The organism is Methanobrevibacter sp. V14, assembly GCF_963082475.1.
Classification (GTDB): Archaea; Methanobacteriota; Methanobacteria; order Methanobacteriales; family Methanobacteriaceae; genus Methanocatella.
The window spans coordinates 114769-138133 of sequence record NZ_CAUJAM010000007.1 but is presented as its reverse complement, the minus strand read 5'-3'; the positions used below and the strand labels follow the sequence as shown (position 1 = coordinate 138133).

Sequence of the window (23365 nt, the reverse complement as noted above, 5' to 3'; positions counted from 1 at the left end):
ATGGATTATTTTCATATATCAATAAAATAAATCGACTTAAAAAAATGGTATAATCGAATAAACTGTAATTAAAATCATTACTGTTAAAATTACAATAGCTCCAATTGGAACTTTCTTCCAGGCCAGACTTGCCGCTACAACAGCTCCTATTAAACCAATATACCATAACTGATTATCAACAGTCAATACACCAGGACATATTAAAGCTGATAAGGCAGTATAGGGTATTAGATTTAAGAATTTTTCTACTTTTGGTGAGAAATTTAACTTATCAATAAATAATGCTGGAATTAAACGGGGTATAAATGTTACCAAAGCACATCCAATTACAACTAACGCCATGAAATCCATTAGCAATCACCTGAGAGCAAATATCCGTCATCAACTATATTCATTCCAATTAAAGCACCTAAAAGTGTTGATACGATTAATGACCAATTTCCCAAAAATTGACTTAACACAATATTTAAAACAGCAGTTATCAAAACTAAAAGGGCAATTTGTCTAGATTCCTTAATTGAAGGAATTAAAATTGCAACAAATAAAGCATATAATGAGATATTGAAACTGTTTGTAACAATTATTGGGAGCAAATCTAGAACGACTACACCAATTCCGGCTCCTAAACACCAGCTTAACCAGGAAGTAAGACCAATTCCTAAAAATATCCAAATACTTGAATTTTCACTTAAAGAAAACATTGCGAATGATTCATCGACAGTTAAATGTGCAGCTAAGATATTTAAAGGCAAATTAGATTTCTCAATTTTGTTTAAGACACATGTTGACATAACAAGATATCTTAAATTAACAACGAAATTAGTTAAAATAATTGTCATGAGTGTTGCACCACTTAAAACCATTGAGGCGGCAATGATTTGGCCGGCACCTGCATAAACTAAAAAAGACATTGAAACTGTTTCAACAGGAGTCATGCCCGCTTTTATGGCGATTGCAGCATAACCTATTCCCATCGGAATATATCCAAAAGTAATTGGAATAGCCTTTTTAGCACCCTCAATGAATTTAGCAGCTCTTGAAATAATATCTCTCCGGGAAAAATTAAAAAAAAGTGTAATTTAACTGAGTAAATTACTGATTTGGTCTGTTGTAATTAAACCTAAAACCTTCATGTCCTCATCAACGACCGGAAGACATGATATGTCAAATTTACGCATCTGACGAGCTACATCCTCAATGCTTTCATGAGCATGACAATATTTTACAGTTGTTGTCATGATATCTTTTAGCTGGTTGGCACCTGTGGCGATTGACTTAGATAAATCCCAACTTGTAACGATTCCAATTAACTTATACTCATCAGTTACAACAGGAATATGAGTTACATGCTTGTCCAACATTAATTTAGCAGCATATTGAATACTGACATTACCACGAATTGTTGCTATTTGTTCTATCATAATATCTTCAACGATATTATCAGATAAGAATTTTGAAATCATGTGGTTTAGCTGTCCTTTTTCAAGTAAAAAAGCATCATGACCAAAATTAGATTTTATTTCTGAAAATGATGCCTCAACATTATTGGCTTTTAATGCATTTAACAATTCTGTACTTTGTTCTGTTGGATATAGCCAATCTGAATCCACAGAAACAAGTTCAGTTTTAGCTTCAACATTTTTCAAACCGTCAATTAATGATCCCTTAATAGATAAATCAAAATAATCGACCGCTTTTGTAATAATCAGATAACTGTTAGCATCAAAACGTTTGACAAATACCTCACCCTGATGTTTTAAGTAACTTTCAACTTGAAAATCGACTGAAAGATCGTAAGTTATTTCATCTTTGTCTTGAAGTCCACGCCCAAATTTAATATCCATGGACTCATCACTTAAATAAGTAATATGTGCAATCATACGAGCAAGAGATAGACCATTAACAGGTAATTTATCAGTTTCATAGTAATTGCCTTTATTCCAATCGGGATCTGCAATTATTGCCTGTCTACCTACATCATTAAAAGCAATCTGTTGAGGAGATGAACTTCCGGTTGTTGCTATGGGCATTGCCTTTTTTATCATTTTAGGATAATATACCATCCATTGAAGAACCTGCATTCCCCCCATAGATCCGCCAATAACTGCAAACAATTGGTTTATTCCCAATGAATCGATAAGTTTCTTTTGAACATTAACCATATCCCCTATAGTGACTACAGGAAAATTTAAACCGTAAGGATTGCCTGTTTTTGGATTGATTGAACTCGGACCCGTTGTTCCTTTACAACCCCCCAAAACATTTGAACAGATAATGAAGTATTTTTCACTATCCAATGCTTTTCCAGGCCCTATTACAATATCCCACCAGCCAGGTTTTTTATCTCCTTCATGCCAGCCAGCGGCATGTGCATCTCCAGTTAGTGCGTGACAAATTAAAATAGCATTAGATTTTTCTTTGTTAAGCTCTCCATAAGTTTCATAAGCTACACTGACCTCTTCTAAAGTTTTGCCACTTTCCAGCACGATTGGTTCAGATATATGTAGATATTTTGTCTCTACAATACCGACAGATTCTTCATTCATTCATTTTCTCCAAATTCTTAATTTACGCATAGCACTTTTTGCAGCAGATTGTTCCGCTTCTTTTTTACTTTTACCTCTTCCAACACCCTTTTCTTTACCATCAATTAAACATGACATGATGAATGTCTTATCATGAGGAACTCCATATTCTTTTAATATTTCGTATCCGATAGGTAATTCTTTAGCATCCCCATATTCCTTAATTGCAGATTTGTAATCTTCAAAAAATACACGGTCCTGATCAATGTATTTGAAAATCCAAGTAGCTAAGAATTCTTTTGCAAATTCCATACCCTGATCCATAAATATAGCACCTAAAAATGATTCAAAGATATCAGCAGTTACAGATATTACTTCATTTTTAGTCAAATTAGATTCCTCAACTGAAATATTGAGATAATCTTTTAATTTTAACTTTTCAGAGTAATATACTAATGCATTTTGACATACGAAGTTAGATCTTTTCTTTGTTAGTTTTCCCTCTCCATAATTAGGATATTTTTTATACAAATATTCAGATACAATTAAACTAAGAACTGAATCACCTAAAAACTCTAATCTTTCATAATTGTAATCTAAATTATGCAATGTTGAATATGAAGCATGTGTAAATGCCATTTCATATAAATATTCATTTTCAGTTTTTATATTAAATTTCTCGAATAAATTCATTTCAAAGCCCAGCATTATTAATTACTAATATTATCAATTATGTTTTTAAACTTATATATAATTAATATATAAAAACATTATGGCTCTTTCAAAAACTTGTTTGATTTAAATATCTTCAAGTTTTTTATTAAAAACTTTTCTTAATATTCGGAGTTATTTTTATAATTTAAAGCTAATTAATCCGTTATTTTGAAAAATTTAAATGAATAAATTAATCGAAAAAATTAATTATCACACAAGTTTTTGAAAGTGCCAACATTATAGTTAATACTTTCCAAATGCTCTCTTGCAATTCCAATTTATATATGATATGTCAAATTATAATTAAAAAGGATTTGGTAACATGATAATAAACTGGCAAAAAGAAATAACAATAATTGACCCAGATATAAAATTCAGAGCACAAGGAGGATGGTTAAAAACCGTGGAAAGACTAGATAAAAATGTTAAAAACGGTTATTCATTAGTGGGTGAGTTTGTAGAAGCAGGTGATTTTGAACAGGAATATGACGAAGGAATATATCTTGACTGCAACAAGGAAGGCAGTGGTAAAAAAACACAGCAAGATTATCGATTATTCCGTTTCAGAGATGGTAAAGTAAGATTACTTGATATGGTAATCGACGGTAAACAAGGTTGGGCAGTTGATTTATGGGATGCATTAGAAGATGAATTTTAACCAAAATATTAAATTTCATCTTTTAATTTAAATGTAGAAAATCCTGTAAGTTGAACATTCATTCTTGAATCCAAACAAGTTGGTTCTTGTAAAAGAATAATTTTATGGTCTAAATTTTGAGGGAAATTCTTTTCTTTCCCTTCAACTAGGCCTCTAAAACTTACAGTAAAATCTCCTGTATCCCCAATATTCATATCTAATTTTTCACTAGCAAGCACATTATCAAAAAATCGCTCCAACTCCATTGTTTCAAACACTGGTGCAACATAACTTAAAGCCATTAGACCATTTTGATTTTCACGGATATGAGCTCTCCTTTGATCTAGCTCAATGCTCTCATTTGTTTTTTTTAAAGTTAATTTAATTTTATTAGAAAATTGAGATGGAAACAATTTATCACAATCCAATATGACAAAAAGCACAACCTACACATGTTGGTGTGAAGTAGGAATCTTCAGCTTCAACAATAGCTTTTTGAGCAAATAATGTAATATTAAATTTTGTATCCTCTTCTTCACTAATTTCTTTAGTCATTGAAGATAATCCGCGATAAAAAGCAGGTCTATAACCAGTTTGAGAAATATCATAATAGAATTTTTCACCTGCTGCAAATCTACTAAAGTATTCTTCAAGGTCCAATGCTTGTTTTGGAGTGATTGAAAAAGTAAAACCCATAGTATCATCACTTCTTTGTTTAATGCCTGCATTAGAAAGATCTACAGACAATATATCATCTTCACCCCTTACAAAAACAACAGAATTCTCTAAATTTACATCATTTTCTTTTGCAATATCATTTAAATCAGTCATTTTATTCCTCCTAAATAACTTAGTTATATATAAATTAATTTAAACTAACAATAGTTAATAAAGTTATCTGAAAAATAGCGCATTAAAATAAGCAGCGGTTAAAAGTTATAAAAAAGTAGTTTAAGGGAAGATTAATAAATAATCTTCACAATTTTAACCAACCTATACTAATCTTTGTCTAGTAGTTGGTTTTTTATTCTGCCAGCTGTACCTTCTGATTTTTTTAGATTTACCAAATCCACAAGAAGCACAGACTTTTTTACGTACATGGTAAGTGTTTTTACCACATCTTCTACATCTGATATGGGTTTTTTTATTTTTTTTACCCATTGATGGAGTACCCTTTGACATTGACACACCTCCTTAATTCATCGTGAACAATATAATCTCGAAAAATAATACTATGGTGAAATGTAAACAATATTGTCTCCTCTAATGAGCACAACACCGAGTCTTCTAGTAACTTCTCCGTCTTGTAACTCTTCTGCATCATTAAGAACTAAATTCATGTGTAAATCAAAGCTCTTAAGTATACCTCTAAATTCACGATCTCCTTTGAGTTTTATTAACACAGGAGCATCCACAGATTTTCCTAATGCGTCAAGTGGTCTTTGAACATTTTGTCCGCTCATTATATCACCTTATATTATTACAAATTTTTAGTTTTTTAATATGAATCGAGCATATATTTATACTCTTTATTAGACATAATATAATCAAGTTAAGATAGGCAAAACCTAATTAAAACTAATACTATTAACTATAACTAACCTAGTATATAAATGTTATCTTAATTTAAGCAAAAATAGGAAAATTAAACATAAATAAAGATAATAACAAAAAAATCCCTTAAAAACAATCCTCCACACTACAAAAATACTTTAACCCCCCATAACTAGGATATTGATGGAATTTAAGTTACCAGATATATTGTACAGATATTAAAAATTGCACTTCATAACCCATTTTAATTATCAGAAACCTTACTCTAAACTAAAGAGGTAATTAAAAATCAAACAACAATAATGGCGAAAATCCGGATTTTAAATAGGTTTTTTCAAAAAATGACAAATATTTCATATTAAATAAATAGATTTATTTATTTTGAATACAAAATATTATTTAAAAAAAAATAATACGGGTTAACATGGCAATTAAAGTTAAAAAAAGAAATTTTTTGAAAAAAAAGAAAATTAAAGAAATAAGAGCAGAATTAGGAGAATATGGGGATTTACTTAAAAGTAAAAAGAATGTTGAAATACTTGAAGCAGAACCCAATTCATTCATTTTAATAGACGGCGAACCATACATCATAATGATTGATGACAAACCATTTCCAACGCTTAAAGCGGCACTTGCTAATCAAATTGATGGAAAAACCGTTACTGTAGATATGGGGGCCATTAGATTTGTAAGCAATGGCGCCGATATTATGAGTCCTGGAATTGTAGATGCTTCAGACGGTATCGAAGCAGGAGATATTGTATTAATCATTGATGAAACACATGGAAAACCCTTAGCTATTGGCATTAGTTTAATCGATGGTGAAGAAATGGTTGAAAATGATTCTGGAAAAGCTATTGAAACTAAGCATTATGTTGGTGACGAAATTTGGAACTTTGAATTATGAGATGATACTATGGCAGAATTAAGATATAGGGCAGGAAATATTACAAACCCCAGAGTCCATAAAATTGGAATAATAGCACTTGGATCACATCTAGAAAATCATGGTCCCGCCCTCCCAATTGATACCGATGCTAAAATAGGAGCGCATATTGCTTTTCAATCTTCACTTTTAACCGGTGCTAAATTTTTAGGAATAATCTTTCCTGCTTATGAACTGGACAGCATTGACCATGGAGTGCATGTTTCCCTTGACGTATTAAAAAAAAATGTTACTGCTACATTAAATCAGGCAAAAGAATTCTTAGATATTGAAAAGGTTGTTATCGTAAATGCACATGGGGGAAACATCCCATTAATAGGTGAATTATGGGATATTGAGGATAAAACCGGTTTAACAATTACATTTAACAATAAAGTAATATCTTCCGAAGGCCCTCATGGAGGAAGCGGTGAATTATCAATGGCAAAAGTTTTAGGCATTGTCAATGAGGAGGAAGTTATAAATCAGGCAAACGTCAATGAATATGAAGAAATTGGCCTATACGGATTTAAAAAAGCCCGTCATGATGATCCAAACATTGATAAAGGTGCAAGAGACATCGAAGAAAATGGCGTTTATGTTGATGAAGAATATGGAAATAGATTATTTAGCTTAGCTATTAATTCTGTACTATTAGATGTTTCATATGGTTTACAGAAAAAATAAGGCAACTGATGGAAAAGACAAACATAAGCGAATATAAAATTAAAGAATGGCTTGAATACTATGAAATTCATGGAAGGTTAAAAGAAAAAAAATTAAATAAGTTTTTAGCGGACAAATTTAAAAAAGACAAAGATTCAATTTTTATTTTGAATGATGAGGAGTTCAATTTTATCCAAGAAAAATATGCTCTTGAGGAAATTGGAAAAGTTTATGAGAGAGTGGGTAATTTCAAGCTTGCTATTAATCATTATACCAAAATCATCAATGCAAAAAAGTTTAATTTTTATCAGTTTTATCAACATTTATGTTTTTGTTTAGAGAGAATAAATGATTATGATCGTGAATTAAAAGTAATAAAATCATATTATGCAACACCTCCAATAAATACAACTGAAAATAGTAATGATTGGTTTGAAAAACGATTGAAAATGGTCAATCATAAATTAAATACAAACTATAACGTCAGTGATTTGAAATAGCCCCAGCATTATTTCACTTGGAGATTGCCCACAGATCGTTTAAAGTTGATTTCATTTTAAATAAAACTAGCTTAGATGAAAAGTAGTAACCTAGCTTAAAGTAAAAACTTTAAACTAGATACTAAGAGAAATTATTCTCCAATGAAAAAAAATTTAGTATTAAAATATCACCCAGCACAAGCAGTTAAGCTTAAATCAAATGATACTATTGCCTCAAATGATTAGCATAGTAAAGCTGACAAGCAGTTAAGCTTAAACCAAATGATACTCCATTTTTTAATACAACAAATTTTTCCACACCAATAATTTATAAAAAGATGATATTTAATTTTAACAACTTTTGAAACGTGTTTGCCCCTAAAGTAAGTTGCAAAAACACTTAATACCATCAAAAGATAAATTGAGAGATGATTTTAGAAAAACACTTGATTCACTCAAAACTAGCCATCATCCAGCATAAACAATTAAGTTTAAACCAGAATAATATCCCCACTAATTTTAAAAAAAACCCGAATGTTTTTCCTAATTAATATTATATAAACTAATAGTATATAAACATGAAAGCTAAATTTTATAAAAACCAATTAAAATTGATGAATAATATTCATTAATCACTAGCTGTAAAAACCTTAGGATGCTAATTATCGGAAAGTCAAGACAATCATTTTTACTTTTAAATTCACTTGAAAATGTTAAATCCAAATTTTCACCCTGCCCTACATTTACAAGGTGCATTTGGACAATGACCTGATTTAAAAAAATAAATACTATGCTTTTTGAGCATTGGAAATAATTTAAATTATCCTAAATACTTTTTAAGTTCACCACAACAAAATGGCATGTTTGACTATCACAATACTATTTAATCTATCCTTTCCCATTCATTGTCCCCCAAATGTTTCCATCTATGACCATCTGGAGCGTTGTGAACTTCACCTGTATATATCATTCGTTCATCTTGATAACTGTAAAATGCTCCAGCATCATTATCAATAGAACGATTATTGCCTTGAATTTCAGTTTTATTAACAATTTTTCCAATATTGATTTTTTTAACAGTGGAATTGCCTTTAAAGTAATCATTACCAGCGTAATTCACTTTAATTATATATTCACCTTCATAATTATCAAGTTTAAAATTAGCCTTGCCCTTTTCATTTAGAGTTAGTGAATATTTTGAAGTCTTATTATCCATGTCCATTATGAATATATTTACAGTTTGATTTTGAATTGGATTTCCATTTAGGTCGGTAAGTTTAATTTTAATTAAATCCCCTTCGTTAATTGGAAAATTAATTTTCATAGTTAATTTTGAATCCTCTTTGGCAATATCTGGTGATAAAGTAAGAATTCCAATAATTAATGCAATAATTATTACAATTAAAATAACTACAATAATATAATCCTTATTCATGGTAAACTATTTGTAAAAGTCAGATATATAACTTAGTAAAATCCAAACAAAAAACAGTTAAAATACGATAAATAAAATGATTAATATGAGCAATTATCTGCGTTTAGCTGCATTTATTTCACTAATTTTAATTATACTAACATTAACAGCGTTTACTGATTTAGACACCAATGCAATAATCTCAATTACTTTAGTAATGTTATTTTTAATAATATTTACTTATATATTCAATGCAAATGGCTCAAAAACCTTGAAAGTCCTAATAATCCTATTTATTTTTAGTGGTCTTCCAATATTTCTTCTAGCATATCTGAAAATATCTTGGTTGATCTCTCCAGCAGTTCTGTTTGTCGGAGCAATATCCATTATGATTATTATCAAACTTGATGAAGCTGAAATTATCCATTAATGGAAACTTCCCGTGCTTTAATTAATTTAAAATAAAATTCATCCTCTTTAAAATGATTTTGGCATAAAAAGTCACAAATAGCTAAAGATTGAGAGTAAAATCCTAAATCATTTAATATTAAAACTTGTTTTAACATTTGCTTTTTAGTGATATCCAACTTAGCTTTGAACTTCTCATTAACCTCCAATTCCAACTCATATTCACATAAGGCTTCGCCAAAAATAGCATAATCATTAAGTTTAACTTCCTGAGATTTTCTAAAACACCCCAATGCCTCCCCATAGTCCTTAAGTTTAAAAAGAGCATTCGCTTTTTTATTTAAAAGTTTATTTAATATTTTGTCTTTAAATTTGGACGGATTTGCTAATGCTTTATCATAGCTGACAATAGCCCTGGCAAATTCCCCTTTTGAAAAATACTCGTCACCAGCATAAATATTTAATTTCAACCTTGGAAAGTTATCTCTTTCACTATTGGCTTTTCTTAAAAGAGTCCTATAGTACCCAATGTCTTTTAGGGAGTCATCGGCAGTTATGGCTTTTCGGTAATATCTTAATGATTTTACAAAGTGTTTCTGGCCTTTTAGGCAATATGACTTATTCAATAGAGCTTCGCCATATTCATCATCATAAAATATGACCTCATCAAACATGTCAATTGCTTTTAGATACTTTTGAGCTTTTAGATAACTAATTCCCTGATCCAAAGTATTCTTAATTTCAAGTTCCTTAGTTAAATGTTTAATAATAAGATTTTGATTAATGTTTTCTTTATCTATTCTTTTGATAAATCCATCACTTTGACTCATCCAGTTGGTGGTGATTCCGTTAAGATCAAATCTTATCTTATCATGCTGAACTTCAAATCTAAGTCCCTCTGGAATATTTGAAATCATGCCGGACCACCATTTATGGAGATTAATTTATCTTTATTTAGACAAGCTATCCTGCAGCCATCATACAGCATTAACCAAATGGATCTAATAAACCCTTCATCATTTAAGATTTGGCAATTTTCCATTTCCAAAGCATTGTAATTTGGTTTATCCAATGAATCCTGTAAAAATTGATTATTAATATCTATTTCACTTGATTTGACAATGGCATCAAAATTTCTAAATACCTGTGATTTAATGTCATGTATGATATTTTGATAATCAAGGATATTGAAGCTGAATTGATTAATCTTTAAGATATTGTCATCACCCAATAGCTCATCAAAAGTAGAATACTTATTTTCACCTTTAAAAACAAATTGCGAATATGATTTGACCTCACAAACTTCAATTACCTCCGAGAGGTTTTTCAAATGAACCAGACAGTCCATACATACATTTTCATCATCTTTAAACTTACATCCACATTCAGGACAATATTTAGTTAAATTAGCCCCGCATTTTTCATGACAACTAATCGGCTCATAAAACTCAAGGGGTTCCATCTCATAAGCCAGAATATGTTTGGGATGTAAAATTTCATTTATCAAAAGTATTTTTTCCCTATCATCAACTCTGCAATTGCTTAACTCATTTAGTTTTAACACACAATCCACTTCCAAATTTCACAGATTACTAATTACTATTTACTTAATTATTTAAAAATTTTTCACAAAATATGCTTTTATTAGAAAACTTTAATTTATATTAAAATACAAACAATTAAATTAATGAAAACAATAGCTATTGGTGTTGGTGAAAATGAAAATATAATACAGGCATGTCATATTTTCAAAGAAAAACACCCAAAAACGGACATAAAACTAATTTATAAGGATGAAGATTTGGTAAAATCAGTGCTTGATGACAATATTGCTGCTGTTGTACGTGGTTCACTTCCAGCATCCAACATCATGCAAGAGCTCAAAGAATACTACCCGAATTTATCAAGAGCAACCTATGTTAACGGAGAGGAATATGAATTTTTATTGTCTCCAGTTGGGATTGATGAGGGCAAAAATGTAGATGAAAGATTTGATATTGCCCTAAACTGCGTTGATTTTCTTAAGAAATTTGGCAAAGATCCTAAAATCGCAATTCTCGCTGAAGGAAGAGATGATGATTTTGGAAGGGGAAGTGAAGTGTCTAACTCAATTGCCGACAGCAAAAAATTAACAAAACTCATCGAGGAAAATACTGATGAAAATGTTAAAAATTACTTTATCCTAATAGAAAAAGCAATACAGGACAAATCAAATATTATTATTGCTCCAAATGGCAGAGTTGGAAATATAATATTTAGAACATTAATTTTGCTTAATTCCTGGCCAAGTTATGGAGCTATAACTTTTGGCATTGATAGGATATACATAGACACAAGTCGAGACCAAAGTATAGAAGGTTATGTCCGTAGTTTAACCTTAGCTGATGATTTATCTAAATAAGAGGATTGAAATGGAAGAGAACATACTTTATAGAATATATGAATGGTACATTACCCGCGGTCTAGACCCCAATAAAATGCCAAAACATGTTGCTATAATCATGGATGGAAACAGAAGATATTCCAAACTACAGGGGAATATAGATGTTGTTAAAGGACATAAAATCGGAGTAGATACCTTAGAGAAAGTTCTGGATTGGAGCATTGAACTTGGAATTGAAATAATCACCGTTTATGCATTTTCAACAGAGAATTTTAACAGACCTCAACATGAAGTTGAGGGGCTGATGAAATTATTCATCACTAACTTCAAAAGATTGGTTAATCATGAAAAAATACATAAAAATGAAGTTAAGGTAAAAGTTGTTGGAAGAACCGAGTTGATTCCTGAAAATGTAAGGGAGGCAATTGAAGAAGCTGAAGATGCAACAGCACATTATGATAAAAGATTATTTAATATAGCTATTGGTTATGATGGACGTTTGGAAATCATAGACTCTTTTAAAAAGATTATTGCTGATGTACAGGCAGGCAAAATCACAATTGATGATGTTGATGAGGAGCTTGTAAGTGAAAACCTCTACACTGGCGGACTAGCAGATCCAAACCTCATAATACGTACCAGCGGCGAGGAACGTTTAAGCGGATTTTTACTTTGGCAATCATCATACTCTGAGTTATACTTCTGTGAAACCCTATGGCCTGAACTTAGAAAAGTCGATTTTATAAGGGCAATAAGATCATATCAAGCAAGAGACAGGAGATTTGGAGTGTAATATGATCGATACACATTGCCATATTGATTTTGAAGACTTTGACAGCGACCGCGAGGAAGTTATCCAAAGAGCCAAAGATAATCTAGACCATGTAATCGTTTCAGGATATAGTAATGATAGCAACATAAAGGTATTGAAACTTTCAAAAGACAATGAAGGTTTTATTTACCCTACTTTTGGTTTTCACCCAGTTAGTTCACAGAATGCAACACAAGAAGATATCAAAATAGCTCATGAAAATGTTAGAAAATATATTGATGATATTGTGGCTATTGGCGAGGTAGGAATGGATTATTTCTATGTTAGCGATAAGGATCTGCGTGAAAGACAGGAGGAAATCTTTAGAGGTTTTTTAGACCTTGCCAATGAATATAAAGTTCCAATTGTAATGCATGTAAGAGACTGTGAGAAAAAGGCGGTGAACATCATTGAAGATTATGAAAACATTCCCTATTTTGTATTCCATTGCTATGGTGGAAGTTTAAAAACAGCGAAAAGAATAATGAATCGTGGAGATTCCTATATGAGCTTTTCTACAATGTTATGTTACTCCAAACATCATCAGGACTTAATTGAAAAAATAGATTTGAACTATGTTTTAACTGAAACCGATAGCCCATATCTTGCAATGCGAAAAGAAGATAGGAATGAACCTGTAAATGTCATGAAAGCGGTTCATAAAATTGCTGAGATAAAAAATATGGATGTTGCAAGTGTTGATGAGATAACCACCAACAATGCACGTAAAATTTTTAAAATTTAAAAATTAATTGTGAAGTTTAAATTGATTAATACTTCATTATTTTCACTTACAGCTTCAATTTCCAATTCGAAGTCTGTTAAGTCATTCATTCTTTACAAGATTAATTAAATGATAATCAAGAAGCGAATCATTTAAGTATATAATAAATTGATTTCTCTCAATCCTTACACTTCTACGGCAGAACAGCTTAAAAGCATAGAAGTATAATTCCAGTCTGAAAATTAAATCTTTCCTATCCCCCTCACCTTCAATAAAGAATTTCCTCAAGTCTTCTTGCAGGATTTTTCCTTCATCGCCAACATCTACTTTAAATGTTTCCATTTCGGCCAAATCATCCATCAATTGTTGTTTTTCTTCATCCCCATACATAAAATCACTAATTTAAAGTTTAATTTTAAAATATTATATGAATTAGGTAAAAATGTTATTTTAATATGCTAATTCTATAGATTCGACAATTTTCTTACCTTTTTCAAATGACATGAAATAAGTTATATTTTTAAATCCATTTAACATTAGCGGTTGTGTAAACATAATGTTTGGAAAATACTGGATTGTATAATTTATTAGTTGAAGGAGTTGAATTGAAACTGATTGCAATTGATTTTCTTAAATTATAATTAATCCTATCTCCAATTGATACCAATTCATCACTTTTAAATCTATCTGAGGTTTTTGCATATACCTTGAATTGAATCCGTTTTTTATCATAGTTTTGATCATATCCTAATTCAGCATATGAAATATTTACTATTTCAACAGAATATGGGATTAATAAAGTTGCCTTAAAGTGAGAGTACTCTCGATAAGTATCACTTGGATAAATTGCTAAAGCAGATGTGGATCTGCCTTCAATTACGCCATTTCGAGCAGCACCCATTGCCAATGTTAATTCCTGCTCCTGTGAGATAAAAGCAATTGATAAAATCACAACTATCACTAAAACTCCAAACAAAAATAATAGTTCAGCTGAAATTTGACCCTTATTGTCCATCATCTGATTTCAACTCCTTCAGAGGTTTTGGTGACAATATAACTTCTACCGCTTATTAGCCTATATTTTGAGTCAATATTAACTGATGGCAGCAATGTTTCACCTTTTTTATCCCCATATTCAATAATCAGTTTATTCCTTTCAACTCTTATTTCAAAATAACCCATATCACGAGTTAGTTTAACTGTTTTTGAATAACCTACCCCATTTGAGTTTACTTGAGATATCTCATTAGCCACATTATCTAAAACTATCCTATGTGCAACGCTATCTCCAATATTTAAACTCGATGAAATTGAAGCAGATGCATAAAATAGTACTCCACAAACAATAATCAAGACAATGAATAATGAAAATAAATATTCAATTGAAATAAAACCTTTATCATCCATAATTTTTAATTATTTTAACGATACATAAAGTTTACTCAAAATTAAGCTCAATTTTGATACATAAATATTAAATAATAATGTGGCTAAAAAATTATATCATGAAAGGAAAAGTAATCTTTGTTGGTGCAGGTCCAGGAGATCCTGATTTAATCACCGTTAAAGGAAGAAAAGTAATTGAAAATGCAGATGTTATTATTTATGCTGGTTCGCTTGTGAATAAAAATGTTTTGTGCCCTGCAAAAGAAGAATGTGTAATTCATAATAGTGCATATTTAAATTTAGAAGAAACTGATGAGATAATAACTGAAGCGGTTAGTCAAGGGAAGTTAGTTGCTCGTGTTCATACAGGTGATCCTTCAATTTATGGAGCGATTGGTGAGCAAATTCGTGAACTTAAAAAACACGACATTGAATATGATATTATTCCAGGAGTAAGTTCCCTATTCGGTACAGCCAGTGTACTTGAAGCTGAATTGACATTGCCTGAAATTTCTCAAAGTGTTATTATTACAAGACCTGAGGGCAGAACCCCAAAACCCTCTGGTGAAAGTCTTGCAAGCTTTTCTAAACATCATGCTACCATGTGTATCTTTTTAGGAATCGGCATGATTGACAAAGTAGTTGAGGAATTACTTGAAGGATATGAGGAAACCACTCCAGTTGCAGTTGTCAAAAAGGCAACTTGGCCAGACCAGCAAATAATTAGAGGAACCCTTCAAGATATTGCAGGAAAAGTAAAAGGTGCCAACATAACAAAAACTGCAATGATTGTAGTGGGAGATGTATTAGATCCTGGAGACTTTAATGCATCTAAGCTATATGACAAAAACTTTAAACATGAATATCGTTAAATTTTAAATCCTCAAAATTAATTTTTAGAGGCAAATTACTCCTTTTTAAATACACATTTCTTTTAATTTGTACAAACATGCCCCAATATCTTTAATCTAACTTCATTTGAAGTTTATTTCAGGTTTACATTATCATCAATACCTCCACATGATTAGATACAATCAAAATATCGATATCCGATTCTCTATCTCACCGCTATCAACAGAAACAAATAATATTATATGAACAGTATCCTCTGAATTATAGAATCTGAAAATTCACAAGCAAGTTCAATCTTTATATAACCACCATACCTAAAAGAAGATTTGCCATAAAATATGTGGTTTTGAAGTAAATCCAAAATGTAAATAGGATAAATTATTATTAAACCCTTCCAATGACTTTTACATCATCAAATGCATCATAATCAGATACATAAATCATAATAACTTCATCTTTAATGCCGAAGACAAATGCACATCCTTCGTTTTCATATTCAAAATAATAACCCGAATAACCCAACATTTTTGTTGGAGTGCCACCAATAGTTGATGCAACTTTCTGGCTGTTTATCCCTTCCAGTCATCCGCATAACTCCAATTTCGATGTAGTTTTCATCATTACTCCAACCCATTGCACTTGATTTTACATTTCCATCATAACTTACATCTGTTCTTGATGGTTCGGACACATAATCAACAGGCAACTGAAATTCAACATTGTCAACTTTTACAGTTTGTGTTTGGTTTAAAACAAAAGTTGAAGTTATAAAAATAGCTAATACAATTAATATAATGATAGCCAATACTATGTATTTGTTTAAAAAACTTTTATGCTTTTGAGATGCTTTTTCACCACAATTAGCGCAAAATAAAGCTTCATTTTGAAGCTCTTCACCACAGCTCTTACAATATTTTGTCATTTTATGAATATTTGTCTTTAATTTCGTTCATTAATTTTAATTTATAAAATGCAACATCCTTTGGCGCTCTTCTAAGTCCGCAATCAGGATCAAGAAGTAAATTTTCACGACCAACTATTTCAATAGCTTTTGTGACAAGTCCATCAACATCACTTTCGCTGTCAACTGTATTTACAGCAGAATCAATACACCCAAAGCCTATTTTTTTATTGGATACAAGTGATACATTTTTCTCCAAAACACTTAAATTTACATTATTTCCAGCGAATTCAAAGTCCAGAATATCAACATTAAATTTTGAAATGTCCGTAAATGCATCCTTTAAAATACCACATACATGCATTGCTAATGGCACTTCTAAACCATCATGTATGATGTCAATAGCTTCACGAGCTGTTTTCATGTCTACCATACCAGTTGACAAGAATGGCTCATCGACTTGAATATAAACAGGATTTACCTTCTTTGCAATTGCATCTACTTCAAATTTTAAACTATGTGCCATGTCAATAATAGCATCTTCCTTATTTTTATAAAAACTAGCGATTCTTGATGAGTGAACAATAGTGTTTGGACCTGTGATTATTCCCTTGATACCTTTGCCTTCAGGAATATTGCCACCATAATACTCGCCCATAACTTTTTTAGCATATAACAAGTCTTTAATAGAAATTTCCTGTATTGGATTTCTAATTTTAGAAACAATTACAGTGTTTCCATCTTCAATTTTCATTCCAGGAATAAATTCTGTGAAAATGGAAACCATATCTCCTCTAACTTGTCCATCAGAGATAATATCTACTCCAGCATCAAGTTGAGCTATTACACTATCTTTTATCGATTGTTTGAATGGATCATATAATCCAAATGATTTCATTAATTTGTCTTTAAAGTTAGAAGGGGAGTTTTCACTAATTGGAAAACTTCCAACAACTGTTGATTTCATTTTTTCTTACCGGTGTCTAATTTTCTTATTCTTTCAATTTCTTCTTCATCAATTGGCAATTCAACTACAGAAGTCCCATGGCAAGGTTTTGTGTATGGCAATAAAACTGTTCCTTTTTCATGGTCAAATCCGATTGGGATTGGTGGAATTCCAATCACACGAACTCCTAATACTTCATCACCAGGTTTAATATATACTAAATCATCTGCTTTAAACCGGATAATCATTGCACAGTCTTTAAAACCTGCTTTTGAAGCATGAATTTCATAATTATCAGATTGTTGTAAATATGTATCTAAACAAAAAGACATTTTATTCAAACTCCTTTATTGCTTTATCAAATTTGACTTTAACCGGTGAAGGATTATGGAAAGCCCTTACAGCTGCAATTTTAGCATTACTTCCGCTTTCTTCAATCATGCTAACAAATTCAGCTACTTCATCAGCATCTCTTGAGAATACTAATGCAAGAGATTTGCATTGAATGATTTGGTCAAAGGTTACAAAAAATGATGCTGCTGCATCTTTATGTACAAATCCAACTAGTAAATCATAATCCCCTTGATTAACATCACTTAAAGCTCTTTCCAAGTCAACTAATTGTAAATGATAAAAATCTTCCGGATCGGATATTTTTACTAATTTTTTAGCTGCAGGGTTTGCAGCAATTGTTACATCATAACCCATTTTTGTTAATTTATCAAATACATAAACTGCCAACGGAGTTTGTGACGGAGTCTCAGGACAACCTAATAACACCAATGCTTTCATATAACTACCTCTTATATTTATTTATGATCTTGTTTTAAGTGTAACTGCATTTGCTAAAATCAATGTACCTACAAATATAAACGTTAATAACGCCATCCCATTAATGGATCGGTTAAATACAAACATTCCGATTAATGATTGTGCACAGAATGCAGCTAGTGCACCTGTTAACAATACCTCACGACCAAGGTATTTTTTATTATTTTTTTCTCTTTTTTCACGATACATATTCAATACTTTAAATCCAATAACCATGGTTCCAAGTACAAATACCATTAAACCAACTAATCCCAATATTCCGAAATCAAATCCATAACCAAAGATACCTGGAAGCATATAATCGATTGTATCTTTTTGGTTTACCAATATACCGAAAAACATTGGGAATGGTAATCCGAAGAACAATACTAATTGCATTGGCAATGTAATATAACCTTCAGCAAAGGCTGTACCCTCTGCTCCCCAATAAGAAGCGTTTGCATTGTGACCAATTAATTGAATATTATTTAATACGGTTTTAATACTTGACAAAGAGTATTGTTCAATTCTTGATAATCTCAATAATGGTGAAAAGATTGTCATACCACTTACTCTTGCAACAATCTCTAGAAGTACAAATCCAACAGCAATAACGCCTAAGAATGTTAAAATTCTTTTCATTGTAAATACTGATTTTTCTCTAAATGATTTGGAAATTATCAAATATCCAAAGAACAAACCAATAACCCACAATACTAAAAAGGATCTGTGCATTAATCCACCGAATATTGTAATTCCTGCTAAAAAGAGTATTACAAATCTTCTAAGCGGCCGTATGTCTACACCCGATTCCTTCATTACTTTCAGCGATGCTAAAGCAGTAACTGCACCTAGAAGCGCAAGTGGTCCGAATGGATGTGTAAACTCCGCTTGACTTGAAGATATAATTAAAAGCGCAATATCCGCACCGAAAAGCAATGTGAAACCTCCCATTAGAAACAGGGATAAAAAGGTAACAACACTAAGTGATAATGGAATTAAGTTCAAAACAAAAATCCATGTAACAAAAATTATTATAGCTACTTCTACAATTAATTGTAAGTGGTTTTGAGCAATTAACAACATATTATGATCACAATTTTCTTTTTTTAAATTATAAAAAATGGACTGACCGGGATTTGAACCCGGGGCCTCCGCCATGCCAAGGCGACGATCTACCATCTGAGCTACCAGCCCAAAAAGATTAAACAAAATATTATATGGTATGTATGTAAGTATTACTATAAATAACTATTTACCATTCTTCGCCAAATCATATAAATTATCTATAATAATTTGGAATAAATCATCTGTTTTAACATCGATTTTCTCATGTGGATTTACAATGAAATCTAGAGCTTTTTTTATAACATCATCAGTATCATGAGATCTATACATTAAAGATTTGTTAATGTAATATTGATCAACAGACAATGTTTCTCCAGGATAACAAGATATAACCGGTGTTTGCAGGATTGCAGCTTCCCGGTTCATTGTTCCACCAGCGCCAATTACTAAATCTGACTTTTTAATAATACTGGAAGTATCAACAGGCGGCTTTAAAATATGAACATTTTCAATTCCTTCAAATATTTCGGCCTGCTCCTTAAATCTTGGAAGAATCAAAATATTCGCCACATTTTTTAGCTCATCAACAATAGGTGAGAGAACAGATTTTCTACAATCCGCATCAAGATATGATGCAAGTGAAGGTTCCGGCCTCATTAAGATTGTTTTTTTATGATTTAAATTCAAATTCAAATCATTGAAAACATTATCATTATATTTAAAGCTTTTAAAGTGCATTAATTCAGAGGTACCGTCATATGGAATAATAGTATTCGGATCAGCTCCAAATTTCATTATCTTCCAAAAATCAATAATGTCCGGTGTGATAATTCTGTCACATAAAGGAAGAGTTAGTTTATTAGCTGCTAGAGCATGTTCATTGTCTAAAACATATAAACTTGGAATTCCTAAACCAAAAGTGATTCTTGGAAGTTCAATAGAGTGTTTGCTAAGGGCAACATCTACGTTTTCACCATGTATTATATCGACAAGATTATATACTCTTTGAGTACTTTCCCTTAATTTATCATATAAGCTTACTCCATGTTTTCCAACAGAAATAAAGTCAATATCATACATTTCAAGCAGTTTATGGATATCTCCAAATTGTCTTGCCGTGACAATTACATCCTCACCTTCTGATTCTAAATACTTAATTACATCTTTAAAAAATCTTACATGAGGCGCATTTGAAATATCTATCCATACTTTCATGTTTACCACCTGATAAAAATTAATTCATTGCATCTTCAATTACTTTAATAATTTCATTCAATCCAATGCCTTCTTTAAGGCTAGATTTAATTACTTTAATTTTCGGGTTCAGTTTTTGAGCATCAGCAACCATTTTATCAGCATCTGCTCCAACTGCATCTGCAAGGTCAATTTTATTAATAACAACCACATCAGAAGTTTGGAAAATAATTGGGTGTTTTTCGACAGTATCATCACCTTCTGTGACACTTACAACTACAATTCTTAAATGTGAACCTAATTCAAAGTCAACCGGACAGATTAAATTACCAACATTTTCAATAATGACCATGTCTAAGCCATCTAATGGCAAATCCCCTAATCCATGCCCCACTAAATGAGCATCTAAGTGACATTCCTTACCAGTATTTAAGCCTACAACTGGAACGTTATGTTTTTCTATACGTCCTGCATCAAATTTAGAGATGACATCTCCTGCAAGAACACCAATTTTATAATCAGTATTGTCAATGATTTCTTCTACAAGAGTTGTTTTACCAGAGCCAATGGCTCCTACAAAATCAACACAGAATATTTCCTTTTCATCTAAATTTTTTAAGTTTTTATCGGCTAATTTTTTATTAGCATCCATAATGTTTTTTTCTATTTCTACATCAGCAATCATATGCATACTATCACCATTTATTCATCAGGTTTTTCTATAACAATATTTTTTACAATGATATCTTTACCATTTAAGACGTCTACACTTAGGCTGTCACATTCAGGACATTTAACAATTGGAGCGTAATGATCACTATCATCAAGTACAGCTTCACCATTAAATCCACAATCATAACAAGTTACTGCAGCGGGAATTTCAATAAAATCAATTTCTGCATCGGCCATAATAGTGTTGTCTATTAAGACACCTAATATGAACTCCAACTGTTCTGGATTAATCATGGCTAATCTGCCAACTTCAATAGTGACTTTAGTAACTTCAGTTGCATTATTAACTTGTGCAGTATCCAGTACGGCATTAATAATACCTTGAGCCATAGATAATTCATGCATTATAATACTCCCCCATAAATAAATATTAATATAATATGTATTGTTTTATTTATTAATAAAAGTATTTAATAAACGAGTATTAATGAAGTAATACTTTAAAAAAAATCTGGAATTGGGACCTCAACTTATAAAAGTTGAGGATTTAAATTTAATAAATTATATGCTAGCAGATAGACCTATCCTTTTATTTCCCAATTCCACAGGTTGATATAATAATTTCCAAATCTGATATACCGAATAAATAGTATTATGTACTATATCAAGATAAATCTATTTCAGATGCTTCAAAGACTTTTATTTCAAGATCTGATGAAAGCAAGCCTTCAATGTTCTCACCGAAATTAATAAAATGGGTTGTTTCTAAATGTTTTTGTAAAATTTCTTTTGATTGCCATTGTTCAATAAACATTAATGAATTATCACCAGCGTTTTCGAATAAATTATAATCAATATTTCCATCCTCTAATTTGGAATTTTTAATTAAATCTTGCGCAAAATCAATAACTTTAATTTTTGCAGATTTATCTTTTGGTATTGCTTTTGCTAAAACAATAATCATAATTTCACCATTATTAATTTAGAAAGATAAATCAATATTATTGAAATAGCTTAACAAAAAAAACTTTTCCAATAATACTGATTTTCATTTACTAGATTTTTAAATAATATGTAATGATAAAAATCACATAAATTCTTATTTAATCTAAATCTAATAATACAACCGGTTTAATTAAATCTTTTGGTTTTTCTTTCATTAAATACAAAGCATCTTCGATTTTATCTAGACCTTCAAATTTGTGGGTAACTAATAACTCCGGATCTTGTCTTCCCATTAACGCTAAGTCTGCAAGTCTTTCCATTCTTACAGCACCACCAGGACATAATCCATTTTTAATGTTAATGTTAGACATACCGCATCCCCATTCTACACGAGGAATTAATACATTATCTGCACCACTTAAATAATTTACATTTGAAACTGTACCACCAGCTTTTGCGGATGAAATAGCTTCATTCCAAGTGTTTTCTAAATTACCCCCTGCGATAATTACAGAATCAACACCTGCCCCATTTGTTAGTTCTCTTACTTGTTCGTCGATTGGTCCTTCCTTATAGTTAATAATATCAGTTGCACCATATTTCTTTGCCACTTCTACAGATATTGGACGAGTACCGGCTGCAAATAATCTACCTGCACCTAACAATTTTGCACCTGCAATAGCGGAAAGTCCTACAGCACCAATACCAATAACCAATACACTTCCACCTAATGGAATATCAGCATTTTCAGATCCCATCATACCAGTAGACCACATATCCACCAGCATACAAGCACCTTCATCGGATAATCCATCCGGCATAAGAGCTAAATTAGCATCTGCCATATTTACATGGAATCTTTCACCAAATACTCCATCTTTAAAGTTAGAGAATTTCCAACCACCAAGAGGTTCTGTTGTTTGAGAAGGGAATCCTCTTTGAGCAGCTTCATCATCCCAGTCAGGAGTAATAGCTGGAACGATAACCCTGTCTCCTGGTTTAAATTTGGTAACTAAACTACCTACTTCAACAACTTCACCAACGGCTTCATGTCCTAAAATCATATCAGTACGTTCGCCAATAGCTCCTTCCCAAACAGTATGAATGTCTGAGGTACAAGGAGATACACAGGTAGGTTTTATAATTGCATCCATAGGTCCGCATTCAGGAACCTCTTTTTCAACCCATCCAGTTTCCCCAATTTTTTTCATTGCAAAACCTTTAAAAGTTGCCATTTTTGTCACCTCTAAATTAAAAGCCATATTTTCAATTAACAAATTTCAGTTAAATTAAATAATGACTTAATTAAATATTGGTGAATATTATTTATAAATATTTTTATTGTTTTGAA

34 protein-coding genes and 1 tRNA gene are annotated in these 23365 nt (G+C 31.2%); 9 read left to right on the top strand and 26 right to left on the bottom strand.

What is annotated here, in order from left to right; all coding sequences use genetic code 11:
* Positions 1-36: 36 nt before the first annotated feature.
* The 4 genes from Q9968_RS04705 to rnc all read right to left on the bottom strand — a co-directional run bounded on the left by Q9968_RS04705 (position 37) and on the right by rnc (position 3218).
* Positions 37-351, bottom strand: a complete 315-nt coding sequence (locus Q9968_RS04705) for an AzlD domain-containing protein (RefSeq protein ID WP_305513963.1) — start codon at positions 349-351, stop codon at positions 37-39.
* Positions 351-995: an AzlC family ABC transporter permease gene (locus Q9968_RS04700; protein ID WP_305514356.1), complete on the bottom strand. Its 645-nt coding sequence runs from the start codon at positions 993-995 to the stop codon at positions 351-353. Before Q9968_RS04700 ends, Q9968_RS04705 begins: the two co-directional genes overlap by 1 nt.
* A gap of 84 nt (positions 996-1079) precedes the next feature.
* A complete protein-coding gene (locus tag Q9968_RS04695; protein WP_305513961.1) occupies positions 1080-2546 on the bottom strand; it encodes a homoserine O-acetyltransferase in 1467 nt (488 codons plus the stop codon).
* On the bottom strand, positions 2547-3218 hold the full coding sequence (rnc, locus tag Q9968_RS04690) for a ribonuclease III (protein WP_305513959.1): 672 nt from the start codon (positions 3216-3218) through the stop codon (positions 2547-2549).
* A gap of 343 nt (positions 3219-3561) precedes the next feature.
* Between rnc and Q9968_RS04685 the strand changes: the two genes are divergently transcribed.
* Positions 3562-3897, top strand: coding sequence for a hypothetical protein (locus tag Q9968_RS04685; protein WP_305513957.1), 336 nt, complete (start codon positions 3562-3564; stop codon positions 3895-3897).
* An 8-nt stretch (positions 3898-3905) separates the two neighbouring features.
* Here the strand turns inward: Q9968_RS04685 and Q9968_RS04680 are convergent, their stop codons facing one another.
* The 4 genes from Q9968_RS04680 to Q9968_RS04665 all read right to left on the bottom strand — a co-directional run bounded on the left by Q9968_RS04680 (position 3906) and on the right by Q9968_RS04665 (position 5339).
* Entirely contained in the window at positions 3906-4304 is a 399-nt protein-coding gene (locus tag Q9968_RS04680; RefSeq protein ID WP_305513955.1) for a hypothetical protein, read from the bottom strand.
* A complete protein-coding gene (locus Q9968_RS04675) occupies positions 4294-4707 on the bottom strand; it encodes a hypothetical protein (RefSeq protein ID WP_305513953.1) in 414 nt (137 codons plus the stop codon). Before Q9968_RS04675 ends, Q9968_RS04680 begins: the two co-directional genes overlap by 11 nt.
* 162 nt (positions 4708-4869) lie before the next feature.
* Complete coding sequence (locus tag Q9968_RS04670; RefSeq protein ID WP_305513951.1) at positions 4870-5058, bottom strand: 50S ribosomal protein L37e; 189 nt, start codon at positions 5056-5058, stop codon at positions 4870-4872.
* 50 nt (positions 5059-5108) lie between these two features.
* A complete protein-coding gene (locus tag Q9968_RS04665; protein ID WP_067042787.1) occupies positions 5109-5339 on the bottom strand; it encodes an LSm family protein in 231 nt (76 codons plus the stop codon).
* 515 nt (positions 5340-5854) lie between these two features.
* Between Q9968_RS04665 and Q9968_RS04660 the strand changes: the two genes are divergently transcribed.
* The 3 genes from Q9968_RS04660 to Q9968_RS04650 are packed head-to-tail and all read left to right on the top strand — an operon-like array spanning position 5855 to position 7521.
* Positions 5855-6337, top strand: a complete 483-nt coding sequence (locus Q9968_RS04660; RefSeq protein WP_305513947.1) for an RNA-binding protein — start codon at positions 5855-5857, stop codon at positions 6335-6337.
* Between the two features lie 9 nt (positions 6338-6346).
* Entirely contained in the window at positions 6347-7042 is a 696-nt protein-coding gene (gene arfB, locus Q9968_RS04655) for a 2-amino-5-formylamino-6-ribosylaminopyrimidin-4(3H)-one 5'-monophosphate deformylase (protein WP_305513945.1), read from the top strand.
* 8 nt (positions 7043-7050) lie between these two features.
* Positions 7051-7521, top strand: coding sequence for a tetratricopeptide repeat protein (locus Q9968_RS04650; RefSeq protein ID WP_305513943.1), 471 nt, complete (start codon positions 7051-7053; stop codon positions 7519-7521).
* Positions 7522-8383: 862 nt separating this feature from the next.
* Here Q9968_RS04650 and Q9968_RS04645 read toward each other — a convergent pair.
* Complete coding sequence (locus tag Q9968_RS04645; RefSeq protein ID WP_305513941.1) at positions 8384-8935, bottom strand: hypothetical protein; 552 nt, start codon at positions 8933-8935, stop codon at positions 8384-8386.
* A gap of 85 nt (positions 8936-9020) precedes the next feature.
* Between Q9968_RS04645 and Q9968_RS04640 the strand changes: the two genes are divergently transcribed.
* On the top strand, positions 9021-9344 hold the full coding sequence (locus Q9968_RS04640) for a hypothetical protein (RefSeq protein WP_305513939.1): 324 nt from the start codon (positions 9021-9023) through the stop codon (positions 9342-9344).
* Here the strand turns inward: Q9968_RS04640 and Q9968_RS04635 are convergent.
* Both Q9968_RS04635 and Q9968_RS04630 read right to left on the bottom strand, forming a co-directional pair.
* On the bottom strand, positions 9334-10239 hold the full coding sequence (locus Q9968_RS04635; protein ID WP_305513937.1) for a tetratricopeptide repeat protein: 906 nt from the start codon (positions 10237-10239) through the stop codon (positions 9334-9336). The two genes, Q9968_RS04640 and Q9968_RS04635, sit on opposite strands and share 11 nt — an antisense overlap.
* Entirely contained in the window at positions 10236-10886 is a 651-nt protein-coding gene (locus Q9968_RS04630) for a hypothetical protein (protein WP_305513935.1), read from the bottom strand. The genes Q9968_RS04635 and Q9968_RS04630 overlap by 4 nt, the downstream gene beginning before the upstream one ends.
* A gap of 123 nt (positions 10887-11009) precedes the next feature.
* Here Q9968_RS04630 and mtxX point away from each other — a divergent pair, with 123 nt between their 5' ends.
* The 3 genes from mtxX to Q9968_RS04615 are packed head-to-tail and all read left to right on the top strand — an operon-like array spanning position 11010 to position 13261.
* On the top strand, positions 11010-11723 hold the full coding sequence (gene mtxX, locus Q9968_RS04625) for a methanogenesis marker protein Mmp4/MtxX (protein WP_305513934.1): 714 nt from the start codon (positions 11010-11012) through the stop codon (positions 11721-11723).
* 10 nt (positions 11724-11733) lie between these two features.
* Positions 11734-12498 carry a polyprenyl diphosphate synthase gene (gene uppS, locus Q9968_RS04620; RefSeq protein WP_305513932.1) on the top strand — a complete coding sequence of 255 codons (765 nt, stop codon included), beginning with the start codon at positions 11734-11736 and terminating at the stop codon, positions 12496-12498.
* A gap of 1 nt (position 12499) precedes the next feature.
* Positions 12500-13261, top strand: coding sequence for a TatD family hydrolase (locus Q9968_RS04615; RefSeq protein WP_305513930.1), 762 nt, complete (start codon positions 12500-12502; stop codon positions 13259-13261).
* Between the two features lie 81 nt (positions 13262-13342).
* Here the strand turns inward: Q9968_RS04615 and Q9968_RS04610 are convergent, their stop codons facing one another.
* From Q9968_RS04610 to Q9968_RS04600, 3 genes are all read right to left on the bottom strand, one after another.
* On the bottom strand, positions 13343-13630 hold the full coding sequence (locus Q9968_RS04610; RefSeq protein ID WP_305513928.1) for a hypothetical protein: 288 nt from the start codon (positions 13628-13630) through the stop codon (positions 13343-13345).
* A 130-nt stretch (positions 13631-13760) separates the two neighbouring features.
* The gene (locus tag Q9968_RS04605; RefSeq protein WP_305513926.1) at positions 13761-14258 is read right to left on the bottom strand and encodes a class III signal peptide-containing protein; all 498 of its coding nucleotides are present in this window, start codon (positions 14256-14258) and stop codon (positions 13761-13763) included.
* Complete coding sequence (locus Q9968_RS04600; RefSeq protein ID WP_305513924.1) at positions 14255-14647, bottom strand: hypothetical protein; 393 nt, start codon at positions 14645-14647, stop codon at positions 14255-14257. Before Q9968_RS04600 ends, Q9968_RS04605 begins: the two co-directional genes overlap by 4 nt.
* A gap of 98 nt (positions 14648-14745) precedes the next feature.
* On the opposite strand from Q9968_RS04600, the gene cobM reads away from it, so the two are divergent.
* Positions 14746-15498: a precorrin-4 C(11)-methyltransferase gene (gene cobM, locus Q9968_RS04595; RefSeq protein ID WP_305513922.1), complete on the top strand. Its 753-nt coding sequence runs from the start codon at positions 14746-14748 to the stop codon at positions 15496-15498.
* Positions 15499-15862: 364 nt separating this feature from the next.
* Here cobM and Q9968_RS04590 read toward each other — a convergent pair whose 3' ends face one another.
* The 12 genes from Q9968_RS04590 to Q9968_RS04535 form a co-directional block, all read right to left on the bottom strand.
* Positions 15863-16003 (bottom strand): hypothetical protein, encoded by a 141-nt coding sequence (locus tag Q9968_RS04590; protein ID WP_305513920.1) that lies wholly within the window; start codon positions 16001-16003, stop codon positions 15863-15865.
* On the bottom strand, positions 15975-16400 hold the full coding sequence (locus Q9968_RS04585) for a zinc ribbon domain-containing protein (protein ID WP_305513918.1): 426 nt from the start codon (positions 16398-16400) through the stop codon (positions 15975-15977). The genes Q9968_RS04590 and Q9968_RS04585 overlap by 29 nt, the downstream gene beginning before the upstream one ends.
* Before the next feature lies 1 nt (position 16401).
* A complete protein-coding gene (locus tag Q9968_RS04580; RefSeq protein WP_305513916.1) occupies positions 16402-17346 on the bottom strand; it encodes a methionine synthase in 945 nt (314 codons plus the stop codon).
* Positions 17343-17657 (bottom strand): DUF1894 domain-containing protein, encoded by a 315-nt coding sequence (locus Q9968_RS04575; protein ID WP_305513914.1) that lies wholly within the window; start codon positions 17655-17657, stop codon positions 17343-17345. The genes Q9968_RS04580 and Q9968_RS04575 overlap by 4 nt, the downstream gene beginning before the upstream one ends.
* A gap of 1 nt (position 17658) precedes the next feature.
* A complete protein-coding gene (locus tag Q9968_RS04570; RefSeq protein ID WP_305513911.1) occupies positions 17659-18117 on the bottom strand; it encodes a DUF1890 domain-containing protein in 459 nt (152 codons plus the stop codon).
* A gap of 21 nt (positions 18118-18138) precedes the next feature.
* Entirely contained in the window at positions 18139-19221 is a 1083-nt protein-coding gene (locus Q9968_RS04565) for a hypothetical protein (protein WP_305513909.1), read from the bottom strand.
* Positions 19222-19259: 38 nt separating this feature from the next.
* Positions 19260-19332: transfer RNA gene (locus Q9968_RS04560), tRNA-Ala, on the bottom strand.
* 54 nt (positions 19333-19386) lie between these two features.
* Positions 19387-20427: a DUF354 domain-containing protein gene (locus tag Q9968_RS04555; RefSeq protein ID WP_305513908.1), complete on the bottom strand. Its 1041-nt coding sequence runs from the start codon at positions 20425-20427 to the stop codon at positions 19387-19389.
* 10 nt (positions 20428-20437) lie between these two features.
* Positions 20438-21088, bottom strand: a complete 651-nt coding sequence (gene hypB, locus Q9968_RS04550; protein WP_305513906.1) for a hydrogenase nickel incorporation protein HypB — start codon at positions 21086-21088, stop codon at positions 20438-20440.
* An 11-nt stretch (positions 21089-21099) separates the two neighbouring features.
* Positions 21100-21474, bottom strand: a complete 375-nt coding sequence (gene hypA, locus Q9968_RS04545) for a hydrogenase maturation nickel metallochaperone HypA (RefSeq protein WP_305513904.1) — start codon at positions 21472-21474, stop codon at positions 21100-21102.
* 259 nt (positions 21475-21733) lie between these two features.
* Positions 21734-22033 (bottom strand): putative quinol monooxygenase, encoded by a 300-nt coding sequence (locus Q9968_RS04540; RefSeq protein WP_305513902.1) that lies wholly within the window; start codon positions 22031-22033, stop codon positions 21734-21736.
* A gap of 139 nt (positions 22034-22172) precedes the next feature.
* The gene (locus Q9968_RS04535; RefSeq protein WP_305513900.1) at positions 22173-23249 is read right to left on the bottom strand and encodes an NAD(P)-dependent alcohol dehydrogenase; all 1077 of its coding nucleotides are present in this window, start codon (positions 23247-23249) and stop codon (positions 22173-22175) included.
* Positions 23250-23365 lie beyond the last annotated feature (116 nt).